Origin of the sequence: Enterobacter cloacae complex sp. 370H10, assembly GCF_050031535.1 — a bacterium.
Classification (GTDB): Bacteria; Pseudomonadota; Gammaproteobacteria; order Enterobacterales; family Enterobacteriaceae; genus Enterobacter; species Enterobacter intestinihominis.
Map to the genome: position 1 here is coordinate 1,034,803 of NZ_JBLGWG010000001.1, position 24,895 is coordinate 1,059,697.

Sequence of the window (24,895 nt, forward strand, 5' to 3'; positions counted from 1 at the left end):
TCTCCGGGTACAGTTTTATTTTTACTGGCGGGAACGTTTGACCAGCTTCATATCGACTTTCGCCGTCTCGTTGACCGCTTCGCCGTCGATGGCTCGCTGCATCAGTTCAAACGCTTTTTCCGCCCAGGTATCTTCATCCTGCTGCATGGACCAGACGCTGTTAGGCAGGAACCCCAGCATGGGGTGCTCATCGAAGGTACCAATATTGATGTGTTGAGGCACGGTACCGGTACGCGTCCGCAGGGCTTCGATTGCCCCTTCCAGGACGGGTAACGATGAGGCGATAAACGCCTGCGGAACACCCTGGCTGTCGATAAGCGAATCCATCAGGGCATATCCCCCCTCCGGCGTATTGTCCGGCCCTTCGATGACCCACTCGCGATGGTGAATACCGGCTGTTTTCAGGGCCTGCAAATAGCCGTTCAGACGGTCCGTAATGCTGGGCAGTGCGGTATCGCCCACAAGGAACCAGAGCGGCGTTTTGCACTCTTCCAGCATATTGCGGGCCAGTTCATCCCCCCCAGCCTCGTTATGACTCTCTACCAGCGCGTTGTCAGTAAAGCCAAAATCCCGGTCAAGGAGCACCAGTGGCTTTTGGATCTGCCGCAAATGATGCTGCTGATTTTCCAGCGTCGAGGGAACGATAAATAAGCCGTCCACGTTGCGCGCCATCAGAGCTTTTACCAGCTTGTTTTCGTAATCCACATCGTTGTAAGTACAGCTGATCATCAGCTGGTAACCCGAACGGCGGCAGCGCAGTTCGAGTTTCTCGGCGAGCGTTGCAAAGAACACGTTTGAGATGTTGGGCACGATGAGCCCCAGCGTCTCGGTTTTGTTTAACTTCAGACTGCGCGCCGAATGGTTGAGGGTATAGCCGAAGCGCTCGACGTGTTCATTAATTCGGGACTGTGTTTTCACACTGATCCGATACTGTTCGGCTTTCCCGCTCAGTACCAGCCGCACGGTGGTGACGGATAAATTCAGATCCTTCGCTATCTGTTCAACTGTTTTGGCCATCGCTACGCCTCAATCCTTAACGTACGTAAAAACTGCTGATAAAGCATACGCATCCTGCCATTACATTTCCTGCTGCATCAGGAGATTAAGCGCCTGTTGCTGGGTCCACAGCATCAGGTACGCCTCATATTTTTGCCGGTGGAAGGCCGCGGTTTCCGGCCGACAGGTGATGATATCGCCGGCTTTGACCATTTCCCGGGTGGCGTCGGTAAGCGTTGCCCATGCACCGCTCGCCACAGCGCCGCAAATGGCCGCGCCGAGAGTGACCGCATCTTCTTCGGCTAAAAGGTGAATATCGCAGCCTGTGGCATCGGCATACTCCCGCAGCCAGAGCCGGTTATGAGTAGCTCCACCACAAATGACAATGCGCGACAAGGTGTGCCCATGATGTTTCAGAGTATCCATAATGTGTCGTGTGCCATAGGCTATGGCCTGTAGCGTGGCCAGGTAGAGCCTCGCCAGCGCGCGCTCACCGGTTTCTAATGTCAGACCGACCACGCTGCCCCGCGCATCCGGACGCGAACGCGGCGAGCGGTTGCCGTGGTGATCGGCCAGAATGTGCAGGTTGCGGGTGGGATATTTTTCTTCCTGTTCAAGCGCGGCTACCCAGTCGTTGAGCAGCGCCACCGGATGGCGTTGCGCCGCTTCTGCTTTTGCAAACAGGTCTGCGCTGGCTCCGTGCTCGCGCAACGTCCAGTCGACCAGCGCCCCGGCAGCACTTTGCCCGCCTTCCGTCAGCCAGTAGCCCGGCAGCATGGCGCTCCAGTAAGGTCCCCAGACGCCGGGCGTATTGATCTCCGTCTGACTGGCAAGCATATGGCAGTTCGAGGTTCCGCTGATGAGCGCCAGCGTACCTTCCGGGTGTGAGCCCGTCAGCGCCACGCCACCCGCGTGGGCATCGATCATGCCGCTTGCCACAACCACTTCTTCGGACAAACCCAGAGCTTGCGCTGCCTGCGGGCTAAGTTTCCCGACGCATTCAGCGACGTCCAGAATAGTGCCGGGAATTTTTGTCAGTAAGTTTTCCAGCCCCACCGCTCTGAGCAGCGATTCGCTGAACTGCGCCTCATGCGCAAGGTAGTTCCATTTGCAGGTGAGGGTGCACAGGCTGGCGACGTCCTGGCCCGTCGCTTTCCAGACCAGAAAATCGGCAAGGTCGTAAAAGCGCCAGGCCTGATTCCAGGTTTCAGGATGATGCCGCTGCAACCACAGCAGTTTTGGCAACTCCATCTCGATGCTGACCTCGCCGCCCACGTAGCACAGGGCCGGATCGCGTGTGGCATTGATGTGAACGGTTTCTTCGTGAGCACGATGATCCATCCACATAATGATGTCCTGCGATGCCGGACTGTCCGGGGAGACGCTCAGGCCGTTACCGTCAGCATCCAGCGCGACCAGCGAGCACGTGGCGTCGAAGCCAATCGAACGAATGGCGTCAGGTGAAATCCCAGAGGAGTCGACGGCTTCCCGCACCACCGCACAAACCTGCTGCCAGATTTCCACAGAGGATTGTTCCACGCGCGCGTTGCTGGCGTGAAACTGCGAAATCGGACGGGTCGCGAAGCTCAAACGCTCGCCTTGCGCAGAGTAAAGCCCTGCACGAACGCTGGCTGAACCTACATCTACCCCGAGGAAATAGCCGTCACTCATCATGAACTTCCTTATTTTTTACCAAACGGATGCAGCAGTTTATCAATTTCAGGCGTGTTGATATTCTGCGCATTGACATATTTCACTGGAATATCAATTTCTTTGGCCACCGTCTGTCCGGAAATCACCGCGTTCAGCGCTTTTATGCCCTGATAACCAATCTGATAGGCGTCCTGCACCACGAAGCCCTGAATCACACCGTTTTTAAGGAAGTTAATGATGGCTTCGGTGCTGTCAAAACCGATGACTTTTACTTTGCCCTTCAGATTCTGGCTGTCGATAGCGTTCGCAACGCCCAGGGTTGAGCCTTCGTTGGTGGCATAAATACCGGCGATATCCGGGTTGGCCTGAACCATATCAATGGTTTTATCCATCGCTTTTTGCGGGTCGCCATCGCTGTATTGCACCGGAAGTACCTGAATATTCGGGTACTTCTCTTTCATCCGCTCGCTGAACCCTTCAGAGCGCTCAATGGCGGACGTCGTCCCGGCTACGTGAGCGATAATACCCACTTTCCTCTTCTGGCCTACCTGCTCTGCCAGCGCATCCGCAGCCTGTGCGCCCGCCTTACGGTTATTGGTGGCGACAAAGCTGGCCGGGATATCCGAGTTCACGCCCGAGTCGAAGGTCACCACTTTGATCCCCCGGCTGTTGGCGGTTTCGACCAGCGGGGCAAGGGCGTTTGCATCAAGTGCGGCCAGCAACAGGCCGTTTGGTTTTTGTGCCATGGTGTTTTCGACTAACTGGATCTGTTCGGCGATTTGCGTTTCATCGGCAGGGCCAACGTAGCTGGTTTTGTCACCCAACTCTTTTGCGGCAGCTTCCGTTCCCATTTTGACCGTCTGCCAGAATTCGTGCTGGTAACCTTTACTGACCACCGGCAGGTTTAAATCTTTTGCCAGCGCGCTGCTGGACAGGATGGCAACGAGCGACAGGGCGCTCAGGATATGGCTGGTTTTCATTATTTTGCTCCGTTGTAGGGTTTGCAGGGCTTGTTGTATCGAGAACCTAACGCATTCTTTTACGTAACGTGTCCAGGTAGACGGCGGCAACGACGACCACGCCCATCGCCACCATCTGCCAGAACTGGGACACGCCCATGAGATTGAGGCCGTTTTTCAGCACGCTCATAATGAACGCGCCTATGATGGTGCCGCCAATCGTGCCCACGCCGCCCATCAGACTGGTACCGCCGATCACTACCGCCGCAATGGCTTCCAGCTCATAACCCACGCCCACGGTTGGCTGGCCTGAGTTGAGACGAGAGGCGAGGATCACCCCGGCCACGCCGGTTAACAGGCCGCAGAAGGCGTAAACGAAAATTTTCACTCGCTGGACTTTGATCCCGGAAAGGTGTGCCGCCGTTTCATTGCTGCCGACAGCGTAGATATAGCGGCCCATCACCGTTTTCTTCAGGATCCACATGGCGATCAGTGCCACGATGACCAGGTAGAACACCGGATAAGGCAGAACGTCGAACAGGCGACCCTGTGCTAGCAGCTTGAACTGCGGGTAGTCAGAAAAATAAATCGCGCGGCCATCGGTCATCACCATATTGATGCCGCGTACCGACATCATTAAGCCGAGGGTGGCAATAAACGGTGGTATGGTCATTTTGGTGACCAGAAACGCGTTCACATAGCCGCAAAGTCCGCCTGCGAGCACGCCTGCCAGAATACAGACCGGCAACGGCATACCAAACCCGGCGGCGATGCCCACCGCAACCCCTGAGAACGCCACCACCGATCCGAGTGACAGGTCGATCCCGGCGGTAATAATCACAAAGGTCACGCCAATGGCCATGATGCCAATCACCGCCGTTTGCAGGGCGATAGTCATGATATTTTCAGTATTAAAGAAGAACGGTGAGCTGAAGCTGAAAAACAGAACCAGCAATACCAGGCTAAAAAGAGGCGCCAGACGCATCAGGAGCGCTTTATTTATTTTCATCGTATGACTTCCGCTTTGCGGCGATGGAACGGTAACGGACATGATTAATCCTCCAGCGTGGCGTATTGCATGATTTTTTCCTGGGTGGCGTGCTCAGCCGCTATTTCGCCGGCAATGCGGCCGCTGCGCATCACGAGTATGCGGTCGCACATTCCTAATACTTCCGGCAGTTCGGATGAAATCATGATGATCGATTTACCTTTAGCGACAAGGCGATTCATTAATTCGTAGATTTCCAGCTTGGCGCCAACGTCAATTCCCCGGGTTGGCTCATCAAAAATTAAAATATCGGTGTCTTTGCAGACCCAGCGGGCAATAATGATCTTCTGTTGATTACCGCCGCTTAAATTCAGTGCCGCCTGTTCCAGATGTGGCGTTTTTATTCGCAGCGTATCCACCAGTTTCTGGCTGGACTCCCGGCAGCGTTTTTCATCGACATTACCCGCGGCGCCAGCGTAGTCCGGGTAATTGCCGAGCATAATGTTCATCTCAACAGAAAGGCCGAGGGCGAGTCCCTCTTTTTTGCGGTCTTCTGTTAAATAGCTGATGCCTTTCTCAATGGCGTCAGCCACGTCTTTAATACGTGTGGGGGTGCCGTTCAGCGTCAGGGTGCCAGCGTCGATCGCATCGGCGCCAAACAGGGCCCGGCCCAGTTCAGTTCGGCCTGCGCCCATTAAGCCAGCGAGACCGAGGATCTCACCGCGCCAGAGGGTAAAGTTGATGTCATGCAGTACACCATTACGCGTCAGGCCGTTCACCTCCAGCACTTTTTCTCTGCGCTGATGCGGCGGGCGTTTTGGGTAGATGTTATCGAGATTGCGGCCAACCATCATGGCGATAAGCTCGCCGATCTGAACCGTTTCATAATCTACGGTGGCGATGTATTGTCCGTCGCGCATGACGGTCGCGCGATCGGCGATCAGCGCCAGCTCTTCCAGACGGTGCGAGATGTAGACAATCCCCGTGCCCTGAGCCTTGAGCATCCGCGTGACGTCAAATAAACTCTCGATTTCACTTTCGGTCAGCGCGGCGGTGGGTTCATCCATGATTAGCACTTTGGCATTGACCGAAATCGCTTTGGCAATTTCCACCATCTGCTGCTGGGCTACGGTTAATTCACTGACGCGGGCGTCCGGGGCGATTTTTAAATTCAGCGTGTGCAGTATTTTCTCAACCGCCTGTCGCTGGGCGCGTTTATCTAACTGCCAGCGACTATTTTTGCAGAATTCACGGCCAATAAAGATATTCTCTTCCACGGTTAAATCGGGGAAGAGATTAAATTCCTGATGGATAATCGTAATACCTGCGTGCTGAGCACTTAGCGGATCGCTGAATGATACGGATTGCCCTTCAAAGCGAATTTCACCGGCATCAGGTTGGTAAACACCGGATAATATTTTCATCAGCGTCGATTTGCCGGCACCGTTTTCACCTAAGAGGGCATGAACTTCGCCGCAGCGTAAATCGAAATCAACCTGATTCAGCGCCAGCACGCCGGGAAAGCGTTTGGTAATGCGCGTCATCTGAATAAGAGTCTCTGACATTGCAAAATTCCTGTGTTGGAAAGGCAATGAATCACAAGCCACAGTGATTTAGTTAATAAGCTAACTCGACTTAGCTTTCGTCCTTAAAAGCTATTTTAGGGTTATAATTTAGCCAAATCATTTGTATTCAAATTGTGACGTCGTGCAAAGGTATTTTGTTATTTGATTGAATTTAAACGATATGTTTAGTTTTTGCTGAATCGTAATACCTGACACTGATCGAATTTTGACCTCTCATCGTGAAACTGCTCACAGATCCTGCACATTTATCTTGTCTCATTTTTAGTGTGAACCCTAAGCTAATTCGAGTTAGCAAATTTCACCACTTTCCGTTCACGGCGCTGCCTGGGCCCTTTTTCACGGCTATGCCCCTGAGACGGATAGGTTAACCAACGTGAGGAAGGGCTATGAAAACGATAAAAGCGTTACCCCGTATTGGCATTCGACCTGTTATTGATGGCCGCCGAATGGGCGTACGCGAGTCTCTGGAAGAGCAGACCATGAACATGGCGAAAGCCACGGCGGCGCTACTCAGTGAAAAATTACGCCACCCCTGCGGTACGCCCGTTGAGTGCGTGATTGCCGATAGCTGCATTGCCGGAATGGCGGAGGCCGCTGCTTGCGAAGAGAAGTTCAGCACGTGCCACGTTGGTCTGACGATCACCGTCACCCCCTGCTGGTGTTACGGGAGTGAAACCATTGATATGGATCCGCTGCGTCCGAAAGCGATCTGGGGCTTTAACGGCACCGAGCGTCCGGGGGCAGTATATCTCGCGGCGGCACTGGCGGCGCATAACCAGAAAGGGATCCCGGCGTTTTCCATATATGGCCACGATGTACAGGATGCGGGCGACGAGACCATCCCGGCAGACGTCGAAGAAAAATTGTTGCGCTTCGCCCGGGCGGGCCTGGCGGTCGCCAGCATGAAGGGGAAAAGTTATTTGTCGGTGGGCGGCGTCTCGATGGGGATTGCGGGCTCGATTGTCGATCACAACTTCTTTGAATCCTGGCTGGGGATGAAGGTGCAGGCGGTGGATATGACCGAACTGCGTCGCCGCATCGATCATAAGATTTACGACGAGCAAGAACTTGAGCTGGCCCTGGACTGGGCGCAAGCACATTTCCGTTTCGGCGAGGATAAAAACGCGGAGCAGTATCGTCGCAATGAACAGGAGAATGCCGCGATCCTGCGGGAGAGTCTGCTGATGGCGATGTGCATCCGCGACATGATGCAGGGTAACCCAAAACTCGCTGCGATGGGCCGCGTGGAGGAATCTCTGGGCTATAACGCCATCGCGTCCGGGTTCCAGGGACAGCGCCACTGGACGGATCAGTATCCAAATGGCGATACCGCAGAGGCGCTGCTGAACAGCTCCTTTGACTGGAACGGTATTCGCCAGCCGTTGGTGGTGGCGACGGAAAATGACAGCCTGAACGGGGTAGCAATGCTGTTTGGACATCTGATGACCGGTACAGCGCAAATCTTTGCCGACGTGCGCACCTACTGGTCGCCAGAGTCGGTTGAGCGTGTTACCGGCCAGAAACTCACTGGACGGGCTGAGCAGGGCATTATTCATCTGATCAACTCCGGCTCGGCGGCACTGGACGGTACAGCGGAGCAGAAAGATGCCGAGGGGAAACCGACCCTGAAACCACACTGGGACATTACTGAGCAGGAAGCCAACGCGTGCCTGGCCGCAACCCACTGGTGTCCGGCGGTGCATGAATACTTTCGCGGGGGCGGTTTCTCATCAAACTTCCTCACCCGAGGTGGCGTGCCATTTACCATGACCCGCGTAAACCTCATCAAGGGGGTGGGCCCGGTATTACAGATAGCGGAAGGCTGGAGTGTTGAGCTGCCGGAACAAGTACATGACATTCTGAATAAGCGCACCGATTCAACCTGGCCCACCACCTGGTTTGCCCCACGTCTGACCGGTAAAGGCCCGTTCAGCGACGTCTATTCAGTGATGGCGAACTGGGGGGCTAACCACGGGGTGCTAACCGTCGGGCACGTCGGTGCTGATTTCATCACCCTGGCGTCCATGCTGCGCATTCCCGTGTGCATGCATAACGTACCGGAGGCGCTGATTTATCGGCCGACGGCCTGGGGCGCTCACGGTATGGATCCGGAAGGGCAGGATTACCGCGCCTGTGAAAATTACGGACCGTTATACAAACAATAAGCCGGTTTGCCAGCCTGCTCCGGCGGACTGGCAGCCTGTGGGGACCGCAATGAAAAAATGTTTTCTGGTTCTCGATTGTGGCGCGACGAACGTGCGCGCCATTGCGCTGGATCCTGAAGGGAATATTGTGGCGCGAGCCTCGGTGGCGAACGAAAGCGAAAGTGCCGCTGAAAATCCGGCCTGGCACCAGTGGTCGCTCGACGCCATCATGCAACGTTTTGCCGTCTGTTGTCAGAAAATCAGCGCAGTGCTGAGCAAGCATCAACTGTGCGGAATGAGTGTGACGACCTTTGGCGTGGATGGCGCGCTGGTAGATGAGCGCGGAGAACTGCTTTACCCGATCATCAGCTGGAAATGTCCACGAACCGTGCCGGTGATGGAAGCGGTTGCCCGTTTATGCTCCCCGGCTGAACTACAGCAGATCACCGGCGTTGGGCAGTTTAGTTTCAACACGTTGTATAAGCTAGGCTGGCTTCAGGACAACCATCCCGATCTGTTACAGCGTGCTCACGCCTGGCTTTTTATCTCCTCGCTAATCAACCATCGCCTGACCGGAAAAATGACGACCGATCTCACGATGGCCGGTACCAGTCAGATGTTCGATCTGCATCAGCGGTGCTTCAGCGAAACGATCTTAAGCAAGATCGGCGTGCCTCATTCCCTTTTCCCGCCGCTGGTTTCCCCCGGAGAGATGATGGGTGAACTGCAGCCCGACGCTGCATCCAGACTCGGATTGCCTTGCGGTGTGCCGGTGATCTCCGCCGGGCACGATACGCAGTTTGCCCTTTTTGGCGCCGGTGCGGGAATTAATGAGCCGGTTCTCTCTTCGGGAACCTGGGAGATTTTAATGGCGCGCACCTCGCAGGTTGATACCGCTTTACTGGGGCAATACCCGGGCGCGACCTGCGAACTGGATAGCCGGACGGGGCTCTATAATCCGGGAATGCAATATCTGGCGTCTGGCGTACTGGAGTGGATCCGCGCGCTGTTCTGGTCGCCTGATGTCAACTGGGACACTATTCTGGCTCAGGCGGCGGCAATTCCGTACGGGGCGGATGGCGTCACGATGAATACCCAGTTGCTCGATTCTCCGCTCGCCGGCTGGCAGGGCGTTACGCTCACCACCACGCCAGCCCATTTTTACCGCGCAGCCCTGGAAGGACTCACGGTGCATCTGCAAGAAAAACTCCAGGCGCTGGAGGCGATCGCGCAATTTAAGGCGCGTGAACTCCTGCTGGTGGGGGGAGGTAGCCGCAATATGCTGTGGAATCAGCTCAAGTCCAATGCGCTTGGGATCCCGGTGAAGGTTCTTGAAGATGCAGATACGACCGTGCTGGGGGCGTCTTTGTACGGATGGTGGGGCGTCGGTGAAACGGCCAGCGCTGAGGCTGCTCGCGATCGGGTCCACTATCGTTACCGTTATTTCTATCCTGAGGAGCAAAGCCGTGCTTAAAACGATATCCCCACTGATTTCACCCGAGCTGCTGAAAACGCTGGCAGAGATGGGCCATGGTGACGAGATTATTTTTGCAGACGCTCACTTTCCCGCGCACAGCCTGGGGCCAAAGACGATCCGCGCAGATGGCCTGCTCATCAGCGATTTGCTGGCCGCGGTGATACCGCTGTTTGAACTCGACAGCTATGCGCCACCGCTGGTGATGATGGCCCCTGTCGACGGGGATACGCTCGATATACAGGTAGAAGCACGCTATCGCAACGCACTCTTTGGTGAGGCGGAAGGGGAGGGGATTATGCGTATTGACCGTTATGCGTTTTATGCGCGGGCACAGAAAGCGTACGCCATTGTGGTGACAGGCGAGACAGCGAAATACGGCAATATACTGTTAAAGAAAGGGGTTACGGCGTACCAATAAAAAACGCCGGGTTAAACCCGGCGTTTTTACTTCAGTCTTCTTACCAGACGTACGTCAGCAGGCTTTGTGAATCTGGCACCATGAAGTCTACGGACATCATCACGGACAGGGAGGTGATGGCGACAATCGAGAACACAAACAGCTTGCGTGCCCAGACCTTGTCATCTTCCACTTTGTAACCGCGCAGAGCCATGCCGAGCCACCAGACGCTCACCGCAGCGGCCACCACCAGATATTTATATCCGGCGTAACCGCCCAGAGAGAGCATCAGCGTTGCCACGGCAAAAGCGATGATGTACAGCGTGATGTGGTTTTTGGCAACTGAGATGCCTTTCACGACCGGCAGAACCGGAATGTTCGCTGCCTGATAATCCTTAAAGCGGAAAATCGCGATGGCGTAGGAGTGCGGCATCTGCCACAGGCTAAAGATAGCCAGCAGGATCAGCGCACCGCTGTCGAACTCGTTCGTGACGGCGCAGTAGCCAATCACCGGCGGCGCAGCGCCGGAGAGAGAACCAATCAGCGTGCCGTAGACGGAGTGGCGTTTCATATACAGGCTGTAGACGCCTACATACACCACGAACCCCATCACCCCCAGCCAGCAGGCCAGCGGGTTAGCACCAAACCACAGCAGCATAAAGCCAGCAATACCCAGCAAGGTGGCGTACACCAGCGAGACGGAAGGAGCAATCAGGCCTTTAACCAGCACCCGATTTTTGGTCCTTTCCATCTTCTTGTCGATATCCATGTCGATGTAGTTGTTAAATACACAACCGGACGCAACCACCAGTGACACACCGACCAGCGTGTAGATAAAGAGGGTGTAATCAATGCTGCCTTTAGAGGCCAGCAGGAACCCTCCGATTACGGAGATCAGGTTGCCAAAGATGATGCCTGGTTTCGTGACTTGCAGGTATTGCTTAAACATACTCGCCGCTCTTAGTGAACCATCATGTTGTAGTTAAGGTTCCACATAATCCAGATGGAACCGACTACCAGGATAGCGATGATAATCACGGTAAAGATAAAGGCCGTCATGTTCCAGCCTTCATCGGACTTGGTGTTCATGTGCAGGAAGCAAACCAGATGCACCAGAATCTGAATCACCGCGGTCACCAGGATTGCGCCCAGGATAACCGGCTTAGATGCAGAACCGTTCATCACCATCCAGAACGGGATCACCGTCAGGATGATCGACAGGATGAAACCTGTCATGTAGGTTTTTACGCTGCCGTGGGAAGCGCCATGATCGTTAGAATGACTCATTACATCGCCCCCATCAGATAGACAACAGAGAACACACAGATCCATACCACGTCCAGGAAGTGCCAGAACAGGCTCAGGCACATGATACGGGTACGGTTAGTACTGGTCAGGCCGCGACGGGAGATCTGGAACATCAGCACTGCCATCCAGATCAGACCCGAGGTCACGTGCAGACCGTGGGTGCCGACCAGCGCGAAGAACGCTGACAGGAAGCCACTGCGATCCGGACCAAAGCCTTCCGCAATCAGGTGATGGAATTCATAGATTTCCATCCCGATAAAGCCAGCACCAAATAACCAGGTCAACGCCAGCCAGGAAACAACCTGGCTTTTGTTGTTTTTGTACATGGCGATAGCCGCCATGCCGTAGGTGATGGAGCTGAATAACAGCAGTGCGGTTTCAACCAGAACGAACGGCAGTTCAAAGATGTCCTTACCGGTCGGGCCGCCCGCTGTGCCGTTCACCAGAACGGCATAGGTTGCGAACAGACAGCAGAACAGGATGCAGTCGCTCATCAGGTAGATCCAGAAACCGAAGACTTTCGTCGGTCCTGTATCATGGTGCGCATGTTCATGCGCGTGGGCAGTCGAGTGCGCCAGAGTATCAGTTGCCATTTTTCAGCCCCGCTTTAGAAATCTCGTCAAAATGCTGGTTTTCCAGCTTTTCAACTTCACGGACTGGTACGTAGTAGTCCACGTCCTCGTCAAAGCTCTTCACAATCCAGCTGATTACGATGCCAGCGAAGCCAACAATCGCCATCCACCAGATGTGCCAGATCATTGCGAAACCAAATACCGTTGCGAAGGCGGCAATCACGATGCCCGCACCGCTGTTTTTCGGCATATGGATCTCTTCGTAATGTTCAGGTTGCTTGTACGCTTCACCTTTTTCTTTCATTTCCCAGAATGCGTCACGCTCATGAATGTGCGGCACTACGGCAAAGTTATAGAACGGAGGTGGAGAAGAGGTAGACCACTCCAGCGTACGGCCACCCCACGGGTCACCGGTCAGGTCGCGGTTCAGGTTACGGTCACGGATAGACACGTAGTACTGAATCAGCTGGCACAGGATACCGCAGGCAATCAGCGCGGCGCCGCCCGCTGCAATCATCAGCATCGGATGGAACTGCGGATCGATCTGCTGGCTCAGACGACGGGTCATCCCCATGAAGCCCAGCACGTACAGCGGCATAAACGCCACGAAGAAGCCGATGATCCAGAACCAGAAGGCGCGTTTGCCCCATTTTTCGTTCAGGGTGAAACCGAACGCTTTTGGCCACCAGTAGGTCACACCTGCGAAGCAGCCGAAGACGACGCCGCCGATGATAACGTTATGGAAGTGCGCAATCAGGAACAGACTGTTGTGCAGGACAAAGTCAGCGCCTGGAACCGCCAGCAGCACGCCGGTCATCCCACCTACGGAGAAGGTCACGATGAAGCCGATGGTCCACAGCATCGCTGAGTGGAACTGGATACGGCCCTGGTACATGGTGAACAGCCAGTTGAAGATCTTAACCCCGGTCGGGATCGCGATAATCATAGTGGTAATACCAAAGAAGGCGTTTACGTTGGCGCCCGCACCCATGGTGAAGAAGTGGTGCAGCCAGACGATGAACGACAGGACGGTAATACACACGGTTGCCCACACCAGAGAGGTGTAACCAAACAGACGTTTACGCGAGAAGGTTGCCGCGATTTCGGAGAAAACACCGAACACCGGCAGAACCAGGATGTACACTTCCGGGTGACCCCAGGCCCAAATCAGGTTGATGTACATCATCATGTTGCCACCCATATCATTCGTGAAGAAATGGGTACCCAGATAGCGATCCAGGGTCAGCAGCGCGATGGTGACGGTCAGAATTGGGAACGACGCGATAATCAGGACGTTGGCGCACAGAGATGCCCAGGTAAATACTGGCATCTTGAACATCGTCATACCTGGTGCACGCATCTTCAGGATGGTCACGAAGAAGTTAATACCGGTCAGGGTGGTACCGACACCGGAGAGCTGAAGCGCCCAAATCCAGTAGTCAACGCCCACGCCCGGACTGTACTCAATTCCCGAAAGTGGCGGGTAGGCCAGCCAGCCGGTCTGAGCAAATTCGCCCACACCCAGTGACAGGTTAACCAGGATAACGCCGACAACGGTGAACCAGAAGCTCAGGTTGTTCAGGAACGGGAACGCAACGTCGCGCGCGCCGATTTGCAGCGGAACGACAACGTTCATCAGACCGATTACCAGCGGCATCGCCACGAAGAAGATCATGATAACGCCGTGAGCGGTAAAGATCTGATCGTAGTGGTGCGGTGGCAGGAATCCGGCTTCGCCCGCAGACGCAAGCGCCTGCTGGCTACGCATCATGATTGCATCCGCAAAGCCACGAATTAACATGACGATACCGACGATGCAGTACATGATGCCGAGTTTTTTGTGGTCAACCGAAGTCAGCCACTCGTTCCACAGGTAGCTCCACTTACCGAAGTAAGTGATCAGGCCAACTAAGGCCGCGCCACCAATGATAATTGCAGCAATCGTAACCATGATAATGGGTTCATGGTACGGCACCGCATCCAATGTCAATTTTCCGAACATTTTCTTCCTCGGCCCCTTAGTGAGCGGTTTCCGCGTGGCTCATGTCCATGCCTTCCATACCCTGGTGCGTGTTGTGCTCGCCTTCAGGCTGGGTCATGTCCATGCTCATGCCGTGATCCATAAATTTGCCAATAACATCTTTGAACAGATTCGGTTTCACGTTAGAGAAGTACTCCACCTTGTTGTATTCGCTAGGTGCAGCCACTTTTTCGAACGCCGCCATGTCAGACATGGTGTTTGGAGACTGCTTCGCTTTTGCAACCCACTGGTCGAAAGTCGCGCGGTCTGGCGTAGCGATAGCTTTGAACTTCATACCCGAGAAGCCCGGGCCACTATAGCTGGCGGAGATACCGTCGTAGGTGCCTGCTTCATTCGCAATCAGATGCAGGTTAGTCTGCATACCGGCCATCGCGTAAATCTGGCTGCCCAGACGTGGGATGAAGAAGGAGTTCATTACGGAGTTGGAGGTCACTTTGAACTGAACCGGAGTGTTCGCCGGGAAGGCGATTTCATTCACGGTAGCAATGCCCTGTTCTGGATAGATGAAGAACCATTTCCAGTCCATGGAGACCACTTCAATGGTAATGGGTTTTTCATCGTGAACCAGCGGTTTGCTCGGCTCAAGTGCGTGAGTGGTTTTCCAGGTCAGTACAGCAAGGAACAGGATGATCAGAATAGGTACCGTCCAGACCACAGCTTCCACTTTATTGGAGTGTGACCAGTTAGGGCTATACTTCGCATCTTTATTGCTCGCACGATACTTCCAGGCGAAACCAACAGCCATCAAGATGGCAGGAATAACCACAATCAACATCAGGCCAAAAGCCGTCAGTATCAATGAACGTTGTTCCAGTCCAATCTGTCCTTTGGGGTCTAGTAGTGCAGAATCGCAGCCACTGAGTAATACAGTGCCTGCGAATAATGACAACCATCCCAAACTTTTATTGTATTTCCTGAGTCTCATTTAACGACCTCAATTCCACGGGAGTCTGGTGGCGTTTAAAGTGTGGGGGCATTTTACGGGAAGGTTACATTACTGTAAACATCATTAGCCCTGTGTCAGGAAGGTGTTACTGGGTTCTGCCGCACATGTCACAAGTGTTGCAAATTATGTCGCGTTTCCAGACGGAAGCCGCACGGAGCGGGCGTTATAACGAAAGGGTGCCCCAGCATACCGCAAAAGGGACAATTGGTATAACCATTGCGAAAAACACACAATTAGTTAACAATTAATTATCAATAAAAAGACAACTAAAAAACGAAAATTCAATGTTTCGAATGCTGAATCGTTTAATGAAAAATAGCGTAGCGAAATAAGCTCCAATAATTTCCGAATGCTATCCCGCACAAAACAACAAATATTTTTTTTGTCGATGGCTGTTATTTCACCGTTATAATTTCGGGCTGTTATTACAACGGGAAATAACCTTTCGCTTTTTACTTCATGTCATCTGCGTTTTTCGTAATGACATGAAATCCAGCATCCCACCCGTCAGGATCCCCGCCAGAGCGAGAAACACACCTGCATCAAGCAGAAGGGTTTCAAAAGGAAGTGACAAGTCGGTAGTCGCATTCATGATGAGCACCGTGAGCCACCCTACCAGGGCAAGACAACCTGCCATTAGCAGACGCAGGGCAAACCGATAGGCAGCGTGATATTTCGTGCGCGGCATGAAGTGTTCCGTCCGCTGGGTATATTCCAGCGTCTGGCGACAGACCAGCAGCAATAAAATCCCCGGCACGGCCGCCACCACCGAGAAGAGATAAAAGGTCGGCCAACCGTAGGCTTCAACAAACCAGCCCGCGACGGGGCCAACGTATACGCGCCCGACGGCGGAAAGGGCAGAGAGCAGCGCAAACTGGGTAGCGGAAAATGACTTATTGCACAGCGTCATCAGCAGGGCGACAAATGCCGCAGTGCCCATACCGCCGCACAGGTTCTCAAAGAATACCGCCGTCCCCATACTGATCATATTCTTGTCGGTGATCGACAGCAGCCAGTAACCGGCATTCGATGCGCCCTGAAGGATGCCAAATATCAGCAGAGCGCGGAACAGCGTCAGGCGCTGCATCAATACGCCGCCGTACAGCGCGCCGACAATCGTGGCAAACAGCCCCAGGGTTTTGTTCACCACGCCGACCTCGCCCGCATCAAACCCGACGCCGCGGATCAGGAAGGTAGTGGTCAGACTCATGGCGAAAGCGTCGCCAAGCTTATAAAGGACAATAAGCAGCAGGATCAGCCAGGCATTATTGCGACCAAAGAAGTCGCGCAGCGGTGCGGCGACGGCCTGCTCCAGCGAGCGTGGAACCGGGATCACATCGCTCGGTTCAGGCGCGAACAGGGTGGCAATAATGCAGGGGATCAGCAGTGCGGCCATCAGCCAGTACATGCCCTGCCAGCCGAGATAGCGGTCAGCAAGCCACAGTGCGAGTCCGCCGGAAACCAGCATACCCAGGCGGTAGCCGAGCACGCTGATTGCCGCACCGGCGCCACGCTCTTCCGCTGGCAGGACGTCCGTTTTCCACGCGTCAAAAACGATGTCCTGCGAGGCGGAGCAGAAGGCGATGACCACCGCAAGCGCGGCCATCCAGCGCAGCTGCGTTGACGGTTCAAGGAAACCCATTGCGGCAATGGCCAGCAACAGCAGCACCTGCGTCATCACTAACCAGCCGCGACGGCGCCCGAGGAACGGTGGGGTATAGCGATCCATCACTGGCGACCACAGGAACTTAAAGACGTAAGCCTGGCCGACGAGCGAGAAGAAACCAATGGTTTTAAGATCGATGTTCTCAACCGTCATCCACGCCTGTAACGTGCCGGAGGTGAGCGCAAGGGGTAAACCGGAGGCGAAACCCAGGATCAGCAGAATAGCTGATTTCGGTTGCTGGAAAATGCGTAAGTAGTGACTGGACATGTTCTTATGAACTGACCCGGTGAAGCACCGGGTCAGTCAGCAGGATTAACGTGCGTTCTGCTTGATGAAGTCGTGAATGCTGGTGTCCTGTGCCATGTCGGCAATGGTGTCAGTCAGCACGCTGTTAACCGCGTTAGCGATATTTTTGTTGGAGGCCTGGAATGCGCCTTCAACGGAATAGCTTGCACGGTAGTTTTTGTTCATCTTGTTGCCGTTCTTCGCGGTAGCGATGATGGAGATATCGGCTTTGGTCGCAATGTTGTAGCGAACGTTACCCTGGGAGACGTCAGCGTACAGGTTGTTCACGATGATTTGCAGATCAACCGCGCCGCTTGGGCCAATCATGTAGCCACGGGAGGTCATCTGTTTTTCCAGTACTTCCTGCAACAGGAAGCGCAGGTCGCGGGAAGCGGTCAGCGTAACCTGCTGGTTGTCGCGAGTCACTTTCGCCAGCGCCTGGTCCTGACGCTGATCGGCACCATTAATGCTGACCGTCACGCCCATCAGGCTTGGATCCTGCTGAGGCAGGGTAATTTTTGGTGAAACGTCAATGGTCGTCGGCGGGGTGGCGCAACCGGCGAGCATAAAGAGTGCTACCAACGGAAAGAAGATTTTTTTTAACATTTTCGGGTTCTCAACGAATCGTAAGCAAAGAGAGAAAAATTGCCGCCATCATAACATCGCCAACGGCCAGGGGAAGTGGTCAACGCATGTAAATTCATCGCCTTGTCCGAAAACTGACCACCTTTCCGCTTTTCTCTGCCTGTAAGTGACAAAACGTATGAACCTCATAGTGAACTTCATCCGTTTGGATGAGAAAATCAGACGAAAGCTAAATATTTGTTGTCACGGTGTAATGGAACCGGTAAAAGCGGCTAATATTTAAAGGGATGGGTGACATCTTAGCGTTGTCGGAGGAGTGATTTCATGATGATACGTGAACAGATAGAAGAAAAATTAAGGGCAGCGTTCAACCCTGTGTTTCTCGAAGTTGTCGACGAAAGCTATCGTCATAACGTGCCGGCAGGTTCTGAAAGCCACTTCAAAGTGGTTCTGGTCAGCGATCGCTTCACGGGAGAACGTTTCCTGAACCGACACCGCTTGATCTACAGCACCTTGACGGAAGAACTCTCCACAACCGTACATGCGCTCGCGCTGCATACCTACACCATTAAGGAATGGGAAGGGCTGCAGGATACGGTATTCGCATCACCGCCTTGTCGGGGTGCAGGCACCATCGCCTGATAAATCGGATTTGCAACCGCCGGAGTTTTTCCAGTATGTTGCTTACAGATTTCGTCAAAACGGCCTTCGGGCCGTTTTGTTTTGTCTGAGTTTTGAGCGGATGGCGCGTTTTTAAGGCTAAAAATAGCCTTAAAGTGTGAAAAAAGCCGCAGCAACATGCTCCAACCGTTCTCGACTCACCTAAGTGATGCCGCTATAATGCCGCGTCTTATTGAATGTCTTCGGGATGATTCTGGCGACAGGGAATGTGAATCTGCACATAAGAGAGCATCCCGGTATAACAGACAGATTCAGAGTTGACCGAGCACTGTGATTTTTTTGAGGTAACAAGATGCAAGTTTCAGTTGAAACCACTCAAGGCCTTGGCCGCCGTGTAACGATTACTATCGCTGCTGACAGCATCGAAACTGCTGTGAAAAGCGAGCTGGTCAACGTAGCAAAAAAAGTACGTATTGACGGCTTCCGCAAGGGCAAAGTACCAATGAATGTTGTTGCTCAGCGTTATGGCGCTTCCGTGCGTCAGGATGTGCTGGGTGAACTGATGAGCCGCAACTTTATCGACGCGATCATCAAAGAAAAAATCAATCCAGCCGGCGCGCCAAACTACGTTCCAGGTGAATACAAGCAGGGCGAAGACTTCACCTATTCCGTAGAGTTCGAAGTGTACCCGGAAGTTGAGCTGAAAGGTCTGGAATCAATCGAAGTTGAAAAACCGATCGTTTCCGTGACTGACGAAGACGTTGACGGCATGCTGGATACCCTGCGTAAGCAGCAGGCGAACTGGAAAGAGAAAGAAGGCGCTGTTGACGCGGAAGACCGCGTAACCATCGACTTCACCGGTTCAGTAGACGGCGAAGAGTTCGAAGGCGGTAAAGCGTCTGATTTCGTACTGGCGATGGGCCAGGGTCGTATGATCCCAGGCTTCGAAGACGGTATCAAAGGCCACAAAGCAGGCGAAGAGTTCACCATCGACGTGACCTTCCCTGAAGAATACCACGCTGAAAACCTGAAAGGTAAAGCAGCGAAGTTCGTCATCAACCTGAAGAAAGTTGAAGAGCGCGAACTGCCAGAACTGACTGAAGAATTCATCAAGCGTTTCGGCGTGGAAGATGGTTCTGTTGCGGGTCTGCGTGCTGAAGTGCGTAAAAACATGGAGCGCGAGCTGAACGGCGCTGTACGTAACCGCGTGAAGTCTCAGGCGATTGAAGGTCTGGTGAAAGCGAACGACATCGACGTTCCTGCTGCCCTGATCGACAGCGAAATCGACGTTCTGCGCCGTCAGGCTGCACAGCGCTTCGGTGGCAACCAGCAGCAAGCGATGGAACTGCCACGCGAGCTGTTCGAAGAGCAAGCGAAACGTCGCGTTGTTGTTGGCCTGCTGCTGGGCGAAGTGATTCGTACCCACGAGCTGAAAGCTGACGAAGAGCGTGTGAAAGGCCTGATCGAAGAGATGGCTTCTGCATACGAAGATCCATCAGAAGTGATCGAGTTCTACGGTAAGAACAAAGAGCTGATGGACAACATGCGCAACGTTGCACTGGAAGAGCAGGCTGTTGAAGCGGTACTGGCGAAAGCGAAAGTAACCGAAAAAGAGACCTCTTTCACCGAACTGATGAACCAGCAGGCGTAATTTCGCCCCAACGGTTTAAAGTTTGAACAAAAAACCCGTTGCCCTCCGGCGACGGGTTTTTTTTATCACAGCTTTAGTCCTGGAAGGGTGCTAAAACGCCCTTTCAGTGTTAGCGTTACAACAAAACGTTGTTATGCTTGAAATAGGGCATGGCGACCCCCATTAGTATGTAATCACGATGATTGAGACTGGCTGATAATCCGTCCATAAGGTTACAATCAGTACAGCAGGTGTTTTCAATTTTGAACCAGGAGACGGAAATGTCATACAGTGGCGAACGAGATAACTTTGCACCCCATATGGCGCTGGTGCCAATGGTTATTGAACAGACCTCACGCGGTGAGCGATCTTTCGATATCTATTCCCGTCTGCTCAAGGAACGCGTTATCTTTCTGACCGGCCAGGTGGAAGACCATATGGCTAACCTGATCGTGGCGCAGATGCTGTTCCTGGAAGCGGAAAACCCGGAAAAAGACATTTACCTGTACATCAACTCGCCGGGCGGTGTGATTACGGCGGGCATGTCTATTTATGACACCATGCAATTCATCAAGCCGGATGTCAGCACCATCTGTATGGGACAGGCGGCGTCCATGGGGGCTTTCCTGTTAACCGCAGGGGCGAAAGGTAAGCGTTTCTGCCTGCCTAACTCCCGCGTGATGATTCACCAGCCGCTGGGTGGTTACCAGGGCCAGGCGACGGATATTGAAATCCACGCCCGAGAAATTCTGAAAGTAAAAGCGCGCATGAATGAACTTATGGCGCAGCATACGGGTCAACCACTCGAGCAGATCGAGCGCGATACCGAGCGCGATCGCTTCCTGTCTGCACCTGAGGCAGTTGAGTACGGCTTAGTCGACTCCATTTTGACCCATCGTAATTGATGCCCGCGACGCGAGTGTGCCGCTATACTAATTTAGGGCGGCACGTTGCCTGTAAGCAGCTTGCGTCTGAGTATGGCATTTGCGTCGTCATGTGCGGCACATAGAACTTAAAAAGAGGTTTGGACTCATGACAGATAAACGCAAAGATGGTTCGGGCAAACTGCTGTACTGCTCTTTTTGCGGCAAAAGCCAGCATGAAGTGCGTAAACTGATTGCCGGGCCGTCCGTGTATATCTGCGACGAATGCGTCGATTTATGTAACGACATCATTCGCGAAGAGATTAAAGAAGTCGCGCCGCACCGTGAGCGCAGCGCGTTACCAACGCCACACGAGATTCGCCACCACCTGGACGACTATGTCATTGGTCAGGAGCAGGCGAAAAAAGTGCTGGCGGTGGCGGTATACAACCACTACAAGCGTCTGCGTAACGGCGATACCAGCAATGGCGTGGAACTGGGCAAAAGTAACATTCTGCTGATCGGGCCTACGGGTTCCGGTAAAACGTTGCTGGCGGAAACGCTGGCGCGCCTGCTGGATGTTCCGTTCACCATGGCGGATGCCACCACCCTGACCGAAGCCGGTTATGTGGGCGAAGACGTTGAAAATATTATCCAGAAGCTGCTCCAGAAGTGCGATTACGACGTACAGAAAGCCCAGCGCGGGATCGTCTATATCGATGAGATTGACAAAATCTCCCGTAAATCAGACAACCCATCCATCACCCGTGACGTCTCGGGCGAAGGCGTGCAGCAGGCGCTCCTGAAGCTGATTGAAGGTACGGTTGCGGCTGTTCCACCGCAGGGTGGGCGTAAACATCCGCAGCAGGAATTCTTGCAGGTTGATACCTCCAAGATCCTGTTTATCTGTGGTGGTGCGTTTGCAGGCCTGGATAAAGTGATCTCTCACCGTGTGGAAACCGGCTCCGGCATTGGTTTTGGCGCAACGGTGAAAGCTACGTCTGAAAAACCAAACGAAGGCCAGCTGCTGGCGCAGGTTGAACCGGAAGATCTGATCAAATTTGGTTTGATTCCGGAATTTATCGGCCGTCTGCCGGTTGTGGCGACCCTGAACGAACTGAGCGAAGACGCGCTGATTCAGATCCTGAAAGAGCCGAAAAACGCGCTGACCAAGCAGTATCAGGCGCTGTTTAATCTGGAAGGCGTTGAGCTGGAATTCCGTGACGAAGCACTGGACGCGATTGCCAAGAAAGCGATGGCGCGTAAAACCGGTGCCCGTGGCCTGCGTTCTATCGTGGAAGCAGCATTGCTCGACACGATGTACGATCTTCCTTCTATGGAAGATGTCGAAAAAGTCGTGATCGACGAGTCCGTCATTGGTGGCCAGACCAAGCCGTTACTGATTTACGGTAAACCGGAAGCGCAGCAGGCATCTGGCGAATAATTCACCATTTCATACAATCAGTTAATCAAAAAGGGGGGATTTTATCTCCCCTTTACTTTTTCCGTATTCATGGCGTTGAATGTATGGGAAACATCCCCATATACTGGATTACATGTTAATGGTTGTGTGAAGCACAGTTACATGACCAGTTTACCTGGCGGACACTAAACTAAGAGAGAGCTCTATGAATCCTGAGCGTTCTGAACGCATTGAAATCCCCGTATTGCCGTTGCGCGATGTGGTGGTTTATCCGCACATGGTCATACCCTTATTTGTAGGGCGGGAAAAATCTATCCGTTGCCTCGAAGCCGCCATGGATCATGATAAAAAAATCATGTTGGTTGCGCAGAAGGAAGCATCAACGGATGAGCCGGGTGTAAACGATCTTTTCACCGTCGGGACCGTGGCCTCTATTTTGCAGATGCTGAAGCTGCCAGATGGCACCGTGAAGGTGCTGGTGGAAGGCTTACAGCGCGCGCGTATTACCACTCTGTCAGACGATGGCGAGCACTTCTCTGCGAAGGCAGAGTACCTTGATTCACCGGAACTTGATGAGCGCGAGCAGGAAGTGCTGGTACGCACCGCGATCAGCCAGTTTGAAGGCTACATCAAGCTGAACAAGAAAATCCCACCTGAAGTGCTGACGTCGCTGAACAGCATCGACGATCCTGCACGTCTGGCGGATACCATCGCTGCGCATATGCCGCTGAAGCTGGCTGACAAACAGTCCGTGCTGGAAATGTCCGACGTTAACGAACGTCTGGAATACCTGATGGCGATGATGGAGTCTGAGATCGATCTGCTCCAGGTTGAGAAGCGCATTCGCAACCGCGTCAAAAAGCAGATGGAAAAATCGCAGCGTGAGTACTATCTGAACGAGCAAATGAAAGCCATTCAGAAAGAGCTCGGCGAGATGGACGATGCGCCGGATGAAAACGAAGCGCTGAAGCGTAAGATCGACGCGGCGAAGATGCCGAAAGAGGCGAAAGAGAAAGCCGAAGCTGAGTTGCAGAAGCTGAAAATGATGTCTCCGATGTCGGCGGAAGCGACCGTTGTACGCGGCTACATTGAGTGGATGGTTCAGGTTCCATGGAATGCCCGCAGCAAGGTCAAAAAAGACCTGCGTCAGGCACAGGAAATCCTCGATACCGACCACTATGGCCTGGAACGTGTGAAAGACCGCATTCTTGAGTACCTCGCGGTACAGAGCCGTGTGAACAAAATCAAAGGTCCAATCTTGTGCCTGGTAGGGCCTCCAGGGGTGGGTAAAACCTCTCTGGGTCAGTCCATCGCCAAAGCGACCGGACGTAAGTACATCCGTATGGCGCTGGGCGGCGTGCGTGATGAAGCGGAAATCCGCGGTCACCGCCGTACCTATATCGGTTCTATGCCGGGCAAGCTGATCCAGAAGATGGCGAAAGTGGGCGTCAAAAACCCGCTGTTCCTCCTCGACGAGATCGACAAAATGTCTTCGGACATGCGTGGCGATCCGGCGTCGGCGCTGCTGGAAGTGCTTGATCCAGAGCAGAACGTGGCGTTCAGCGATCACTATCTGGAAGTCGACTACGACCTGAGCGATGTGATGTTCGTGGCGACCTCCAACTCCATGAACATTCCGGCGCCACTGCTGGACCGTATGGAAGTGATCCGTCTGTCCGGTTATACCGAAGACGAGAAGCTGAACATTGCTAAGCAGCACCTGCTGCCGAAGCAGATTGAGCGTAACGCGCTAAAAGCTAACGAGCTGACCGTTGAGGACAGCGCTATTGTCGGCATTATTCGTTACTACACCCGTGAAGCGGGCGTGCGTAGCCTTGAGCGTGAGATCTCTAAACTGTGCCGCAAGGCGGTTAAGCAGCTGCTGCTGGATAAGAGCCTGAAGCACATCGTGATTAACGGCGACAATCTGCATGCTTACCTCGGCGTTCAACGCTTCGACTATGGCCGTGCGGACAACGAAAACCGCGTTGGTCAGGTGACTGGACTGGCGTGGACGGAAGTGGGTGGCGATCTGCTGACCATTGAAACCGCCTGTGTACCGGGTAAAGGCAAGCTGACCTACACTGGCTCGCTCGGTGAAGTGATGCAGGAGTCCATCCAGGCAGCGTTGACCGTGGTGCGTGCGCGCGCGGAAAAACTGGGTATTAACCCGGATTTCTACGAAAAACGCGACATTCACGTTCACGTTCCGGAAGGGGCGACGCCGAAAGATGGCCCAAGCGCGGGTATTGCTATGTGTACGGCGCTGGTTTCCTGCCTGACGGGGAACCCGGTCCGTGCTGATGTGGCCATGACTGGTGAAATTACGCTGCGTGGTCAGGTACTGCCCATCGGCGGGTTAAAAGAAAAACTGCTGGCGGCACACCGTGGTGGGATCAAAACCGTATTGATTCCTTACGAGAATAAACGCGATCTGGAAGAGATTCCGGACAACGTTATTGCCGATTTGCAGATCCATCCGGTGAAACGCATTGAGGAAGTTCTGACTCTCGCACTGCAAAATGAACCGTCCGGAATGCAGGTTGTAACCGCAAAATAGTGACCTCGCGCAAAGAGCGCTAATAAAAACAAGGCTGGTAAGTCATTTCGTACTTGCCAGCCTTTTTTTGTATAGCTAATTTAGATTGCTGATTGGGTTAGCCATCAACAACGGGTGTTGTAAGGTCATAGCAGGACTGATATAACTGCTGCGCGGTCGCGCTGTGAAGGATTCAGGTGCGATATAAATTATAAA

The 24,895-nt window shown here is 53.6% G+C and carries 20 protein-coding genes; 8 read left to right on the forward strand and 12 right to left on the reverse strand.

Annotated elements, in window-relative coordinates; translation table 11 throughout:
- Positions 1–21: 21 nt before the first annotated feature.
- Genes ACQG2Q_RS04880 through ACQG2Q_RS04900 form a run of 5 tightly spaced genes read right to left on the reverse strand, consistent with a single transcriptional unit; the run spans position 22 to position 6,161 of the window.
- A complete protein-coding gene (locus tag ACQG2Q_RS04880; RefSeq protein ID WP_023299444.1) occupies positions 22–1,017 on the reverse strand; it encodes a LacI family DNA-binding transcriptional regulator in 996 nt (331 codons plus the stop codon).
- Between the two features lie 60 nt (positions 1,018–1,077).
- The gene (locus ACQG2Q_RS04885) at positions 1,078–2,667 is read right to left on the reverse strand and encodes an FGGY-family carbohydrate kinase (protein ID WP_426759277.1); all 1,590 of its coding nucleotides are present in this window, start codon (positions 2,665–2,667) and stop codon (positions 1,078–1,080) included.
- A gap of 11 nt (positions 2,668–2,678) precedes the next feature.
- Positions 2,679–3,629 (reverse strand): ABC transporter substrate-binding protein, encoded by a 951-nt coding sequence (locus ACQG2Q_RS04890; RefSeq protein ID WP_426759073.1) that lies wholly within the window; start codon positions 3,627–3,629, stop codon positions 2,679–2,681.
- A gap of 46 nt (positions 3,630–3,675) precedes the next feature.
- Positions 3,676–4,659: an ABC transporter permease gene (locus tag ACQG2Q_RS04895; protein WP_022647237.1), complete on the reverse strand. Its 984-nt coding sequence runs from the start codon at positions 4,657–4,659 to the stop codon at positions 3,676–3,678.
- 2 nt (positions 4,660–4,661) lie between these two features.
- Positions 4,662–6,161: a sugar ABC transporter ATP-binding protein gene (locus ACQG2Q_RS04900; RefSeq protein WP_022647238.1), complete on the reverse strand. Its 1,500-nt coding sequence runs from the start codon at positions 6,159–6,161 to the stop codon at positions 4,662–4,664.
- Positions 6,162–6,568: 407 nt separating this feature from the next.
- On the opposite strand from ACQG2Q_RS04900, the gene fucI reads away from it, so the two are divergent.
- The 3 genes from fucI to fucU are packed head-to-tail and all read left to right on the forward strand — an operon-like array spanning position 6,569 to position 10,221.
- A complete protein-coding gene (gene fucI / locus ACQG2Q_RS04905; protein ID WP_022647239.1) occupies positions 6,569–8,347 on the forward strand; it encodes an L-fucose isomerase in 1,779 nt (592 codons plus the stop codon).
- Between the two features lie 49 nt (positions 8,348–8,396).
- Positions 8,397–9,800 carry an L-fuculokinase gene (gene fucK / locus ACQG2Q_RS04910; protein ID WP_023305580.1) on the forward strand — a complete coding sequence of 468 codons (1,404 nt, stop codon included), beginning with the start codon at positions 8,397–8,399 and terminating at the stop codon, positions 9,798–9,800.
- On the forward strand, positions 9,793–10,221 hold the full coding sequence (gene fucU / locus ACQG2Q_RS04915) for an L-fucose mutarotase (protein ID WP_063849485.1): 429 nt from the start codon (positions 9,793–9,795) through the stop codon (positions 10,219–10,221). Before fucK ends, fucU begins: the two co-directional genes overlap by 8 nt.
- A gap of 40 nt (positions 10,222–10,261) precedes the next feature.
- Here fucU and cyoE read toward each other — a convergent pair whose 3' ends face one another.
- The 7 genes from cyoE to ACQG2Q_RS04950 form a co-directional block, all read right to left on the reverse strand.
- Positions 10,262–11,149, reverse strand: coding sequence for a heme o synthase (gene cyoE, locus ACQG2Q_RS04920; protein WP_022647242.1), 888 nt, complete (start codon positions 11,147–11,149; stop codon positions 10,262–10,264).
- A gap of 11 nt (positions 11,150–11,160) precedes the next feature.
- Positions 11,161–11,487, reverse strand: a complete 327-nt coding sequence (locus tag ACQG2Q_RS04925; RefSeq protein WP_006809888.1) for a cytochrome o ubiquinol oxidase subunit IV — start codon at positions 11,485–11,487, stop codon at positions 11,161–11,163.
- The gene (locus tag ACQG2Q_RS04930; protein ID WP_022647243.1) at positions 11,487–12,101 is read right to left on the reverse strand and encodes a cytochrome o ubiquinol oxidase subunit III; all 615 of its coding nucleotides are present in this window, start codon (positions 12,099–12,101) and stop codon (positions 11,487–11,489) included. Before ACQG2Q_RS04930 ends, ACQG2Q_RS04925 begins: the two co-directional genes overlap by 1 nt.
- Positions 12,091–14,082, reverse strand: a complete 1,992-nt coding sequence (cyoB, locus tag ACQG2Q_RS04935) for a cytochrome o ubiquinol oxidase subunit I (RefSeq protein ID WP_006809887.1) — start codon at positions 14,080–14,082, stop codon at positions 12,091–12,093. Before cyoB ends, ACQG2Q_RS04930 begins: the two co-directional genes overlap by 11 nt.
- A 16-nt stretch (positions 14,083–14,098) precedes the next feature.
- On the reverse strand, positions 14,099–15,046 hold the full coding sequence (gene cyoA, locus ACQG2Q_RS04940; protein WP_006809886.1) for a cytochrome o ubiquinol oxidase subunit II: 948 nt from the start codon (positions 15,044–15,046) through the stop codon (positions 14,099–14,101).
- Positions 15,047–15,524: 478 nt separating this feature from the next.
- A complete protein-coding gene (ampG, locus tag ACQG2Q_RS04945; RefSeq protein ID WP_063146594.1) occupies positions 15,525–17,000 on the reverse strand; it encodes a muropeptide MFS transporter AmpG in 1,476 nt (491 codons plus the stop codon).
- A gap of 45 nt (positions 17,001–17,045) precedes the next feature.
- A complete protein-coding gene (locus tag ACQG2Q_RS04950; protein WP_022647246.1) occupies positions 17,046–17,624 on the reverse strand; it encodes a lipoprotein in 579 nt (192 codons plus the stop codon).
- A 303-nt stretch (positions 17,625–17,927) separates the two neighbouring features.
- Here ACQG2Q_RS04950 and bolA point away from each other — a divergent pair, with 303 nt between their 5' ends.
- The 5 genes from bolA (at position 17,928) to lon (ending at position 24,700) form a co-directional block, all read left to right on the forward strand.
- Complete coding sequence (gene bolA / locus ACQG2Q_RS04955; protein WP_003859051.1) at positions 17,928–18,245, forward strand: transcriptional regulator BolA; 318 nt, start codon at positions 17,928–17,930, stop codon at positions 18,243–18,245.
- A gap of 331 nt (positions 18,246–18,576) precedes the next feature.
- The gene (gene tig / locus ACQG2Q_RS04960; RefSeq protein ID WP_006809881.1) at positions 18,577–19,875 is read left to right on the forward strand and encodes a trigger factor; all 1,299 of its coding nucleotides are present in this window, start codon (positions 18,577–18,579) and stop codon (positions 19,873–19,875) included.
- A gap of 260 nt (positions 19,876–20,135) precedes the next feature.
- Positions 20,136–20,759, forward strand: a complete 624-nt coding sequence (gene clpP, locus ACQG2Q_RS04965) for an ATP-dependent Clp endopeptidase proteolytic subunit ClpP (RefSeq protein ID WP_006809880.1) — start codon at positions 20,136–20,138, stop codon at positions 20,757–20,759.
- Between the two features lie 127 nt (positions 20,760–20,886).
- On the forward strand, positions 20,887–22,161 hold the full coding sequence (gene clpX, locus ACQG2Q_RS04970; protein WP_006809879.1) for an ATP-dependent protease ATP-binding subunit ClpX: 1,275 nt from the start codon (positions 20,887–20,889) through the stop codon (positions 22,159–22,161).
- Between the two features lie 184 nt (positions 22,162–22,345).
- A complete protein-coding gene (gene lon, locus ACQG2Q_RS04975) occupies positions 22,346–24,700 on the forward strand; it encodes an endopeptidase La (RefSeq protein ID WP_006809878.1) in 2,355 nt (784 codons plus the stop codon).
- The last annotated feature ends 195 nt before the right edge of the window (positions 24,701–24,895 follow it).

What these genes read in the sequence shown, in the direction of transcription:
- ACQG2Q_RS04950 (WP_022647246.1), bottom strand. Translation starts at nt 17,624, where the DNA reads ATGTTAAAAAAAATCTTCTTTCCGTTGGTAGCACTCTTTATGCTCGCC.
- ACQG2Q_RS04890 (WP_426759073.1), bottom strand. Translation starts at nt 3,629, where the DNA reads ATGAAAACCAGCCATATCCTGAGCGCCCTGTCGCTCGTTGCCATCCTG.
- ACQG2Q_RS04900 (WP_022647238.1), bottom strand. Translation starts at nt 6,161, where the DNA reads ATGTCAGAGACTCTTATTCAGATGACGCGCATTACCAAACGCTTTCCC.
- bolA (WP_003859051.1), top strand. Translation starts at nt 17,928, where the DNA reads ATGATGATACGTGAACAGATAGAAGAAAAATTAAGGGCAGCGTTCAAC.
- clpP (WP_006809880.1), top strand. Translation starts at nt 20,136, where the DNA reads ATGTCATACAGTGGCGAACGAGATAACTTTGCACCCCATATGGCGCTG.
- ACQG2Q_RS04930 (WP_022647243.1), bottom strand. Translation starts at nt 12,101, where the DNA reads ATGGCAACTGATACTCTGGCGCACTCGACTGCCCACGCGCATGAACAT.
- tig (WP_006809881.1), top strand. Translation starts at nt 18,577, where the DNA reads ATGCAAGTTTCAGTTGAAACCACTCAAGGCCTTGGCCGCCGTGTAACG.
- cyoE (WP_022647242.1), bottom strand. Translation starts at nt 11,149, where the DNA reads ATGTTTAAGCAATACCTGCAAGTCACGAAACCAGGCATCATCTTTGGC.
- ACQG2Q_RS04925 (WP_006809888.1), bottom strand. Translation starts at nt 11,487, where the DNA reads ATGAGTCATTCTAACGATCATGGCGCTTCCCACGGCAGCGTAAAAACC.
- cyoB (WP_006809887.1), bottom strand. Translation starts at nt 14,082, where the DNA reads ATGTTCGGAAAATTGACATTGGATGCGGTGCCGTACCATGAACCCATT.
- clpX (WP_006809879.1), top strand. Translation starts at nt 20,887, where the DNA reads ATGACAGATAAACGCAAAGATGGTTCGGGCAAACTGCTGTACTGCTCT.
- fucI (WP_022647239.1), top strand. Translation starts at nt 6,569, where the DNA reads ATGAAAACGATAAAAGCGTTACCCCGTATTGGCATTCGACCTGTTATT.
- ACQG2Q_RS04880 (WP_023299444.1), bottom strand. Translation starts at nt 1,017, where the DNA reads ATGGCCAAAACAGTTGAACAGATAGCGAAGGATCTGAATTTATCCGTC.
- lon (WP_006809878.1), top strand. Translation starts at nt 22,346, where the DNA reads ATGAATCCTGAGCGTTCTGAACGCATTGAAATCCCCGTATTGCCGTTG.
- ampG (WP_063146594.1), bottom strand. Translation starts at nt 17,000, where the DNA reads ATGTCCAGTCACTACTTACGCATTTTCCAGCAACCGAAATCAGCTATT.
- fucK (WP_023305580.1), top strand. Translation starts at nt 8,397, where the DNA reads ATGAAAAAATGTTTTCTGGTTCTCGATTGTGGCGCGACGAACGTGCGC.
- ACQG2Q_RS04885 (WP_426759277.1), bottom strand. Translation starts at nt 2,667, where the DNA reads ATGAGTGACGGCTATTTCCTCGGGGTAGATGTAGGTTCAGCCAGCGTT.
- ACQG2Q_RS04895 (WP_022647237.1), bottom strand. Translation starts at nt 4,659, where the DNA reads ATGTCCGTTACCGTTCCATCGCCGCAAAGCGGAAGTCATACGATGAAA.
- cyoA (WP_006809886.1), bottom strand. Translation starts at nt 15,046, where the DNA reads ATGAGACTCAGGAAATACAATAAAAGTTTGGGATGGTTGTCATTATTC.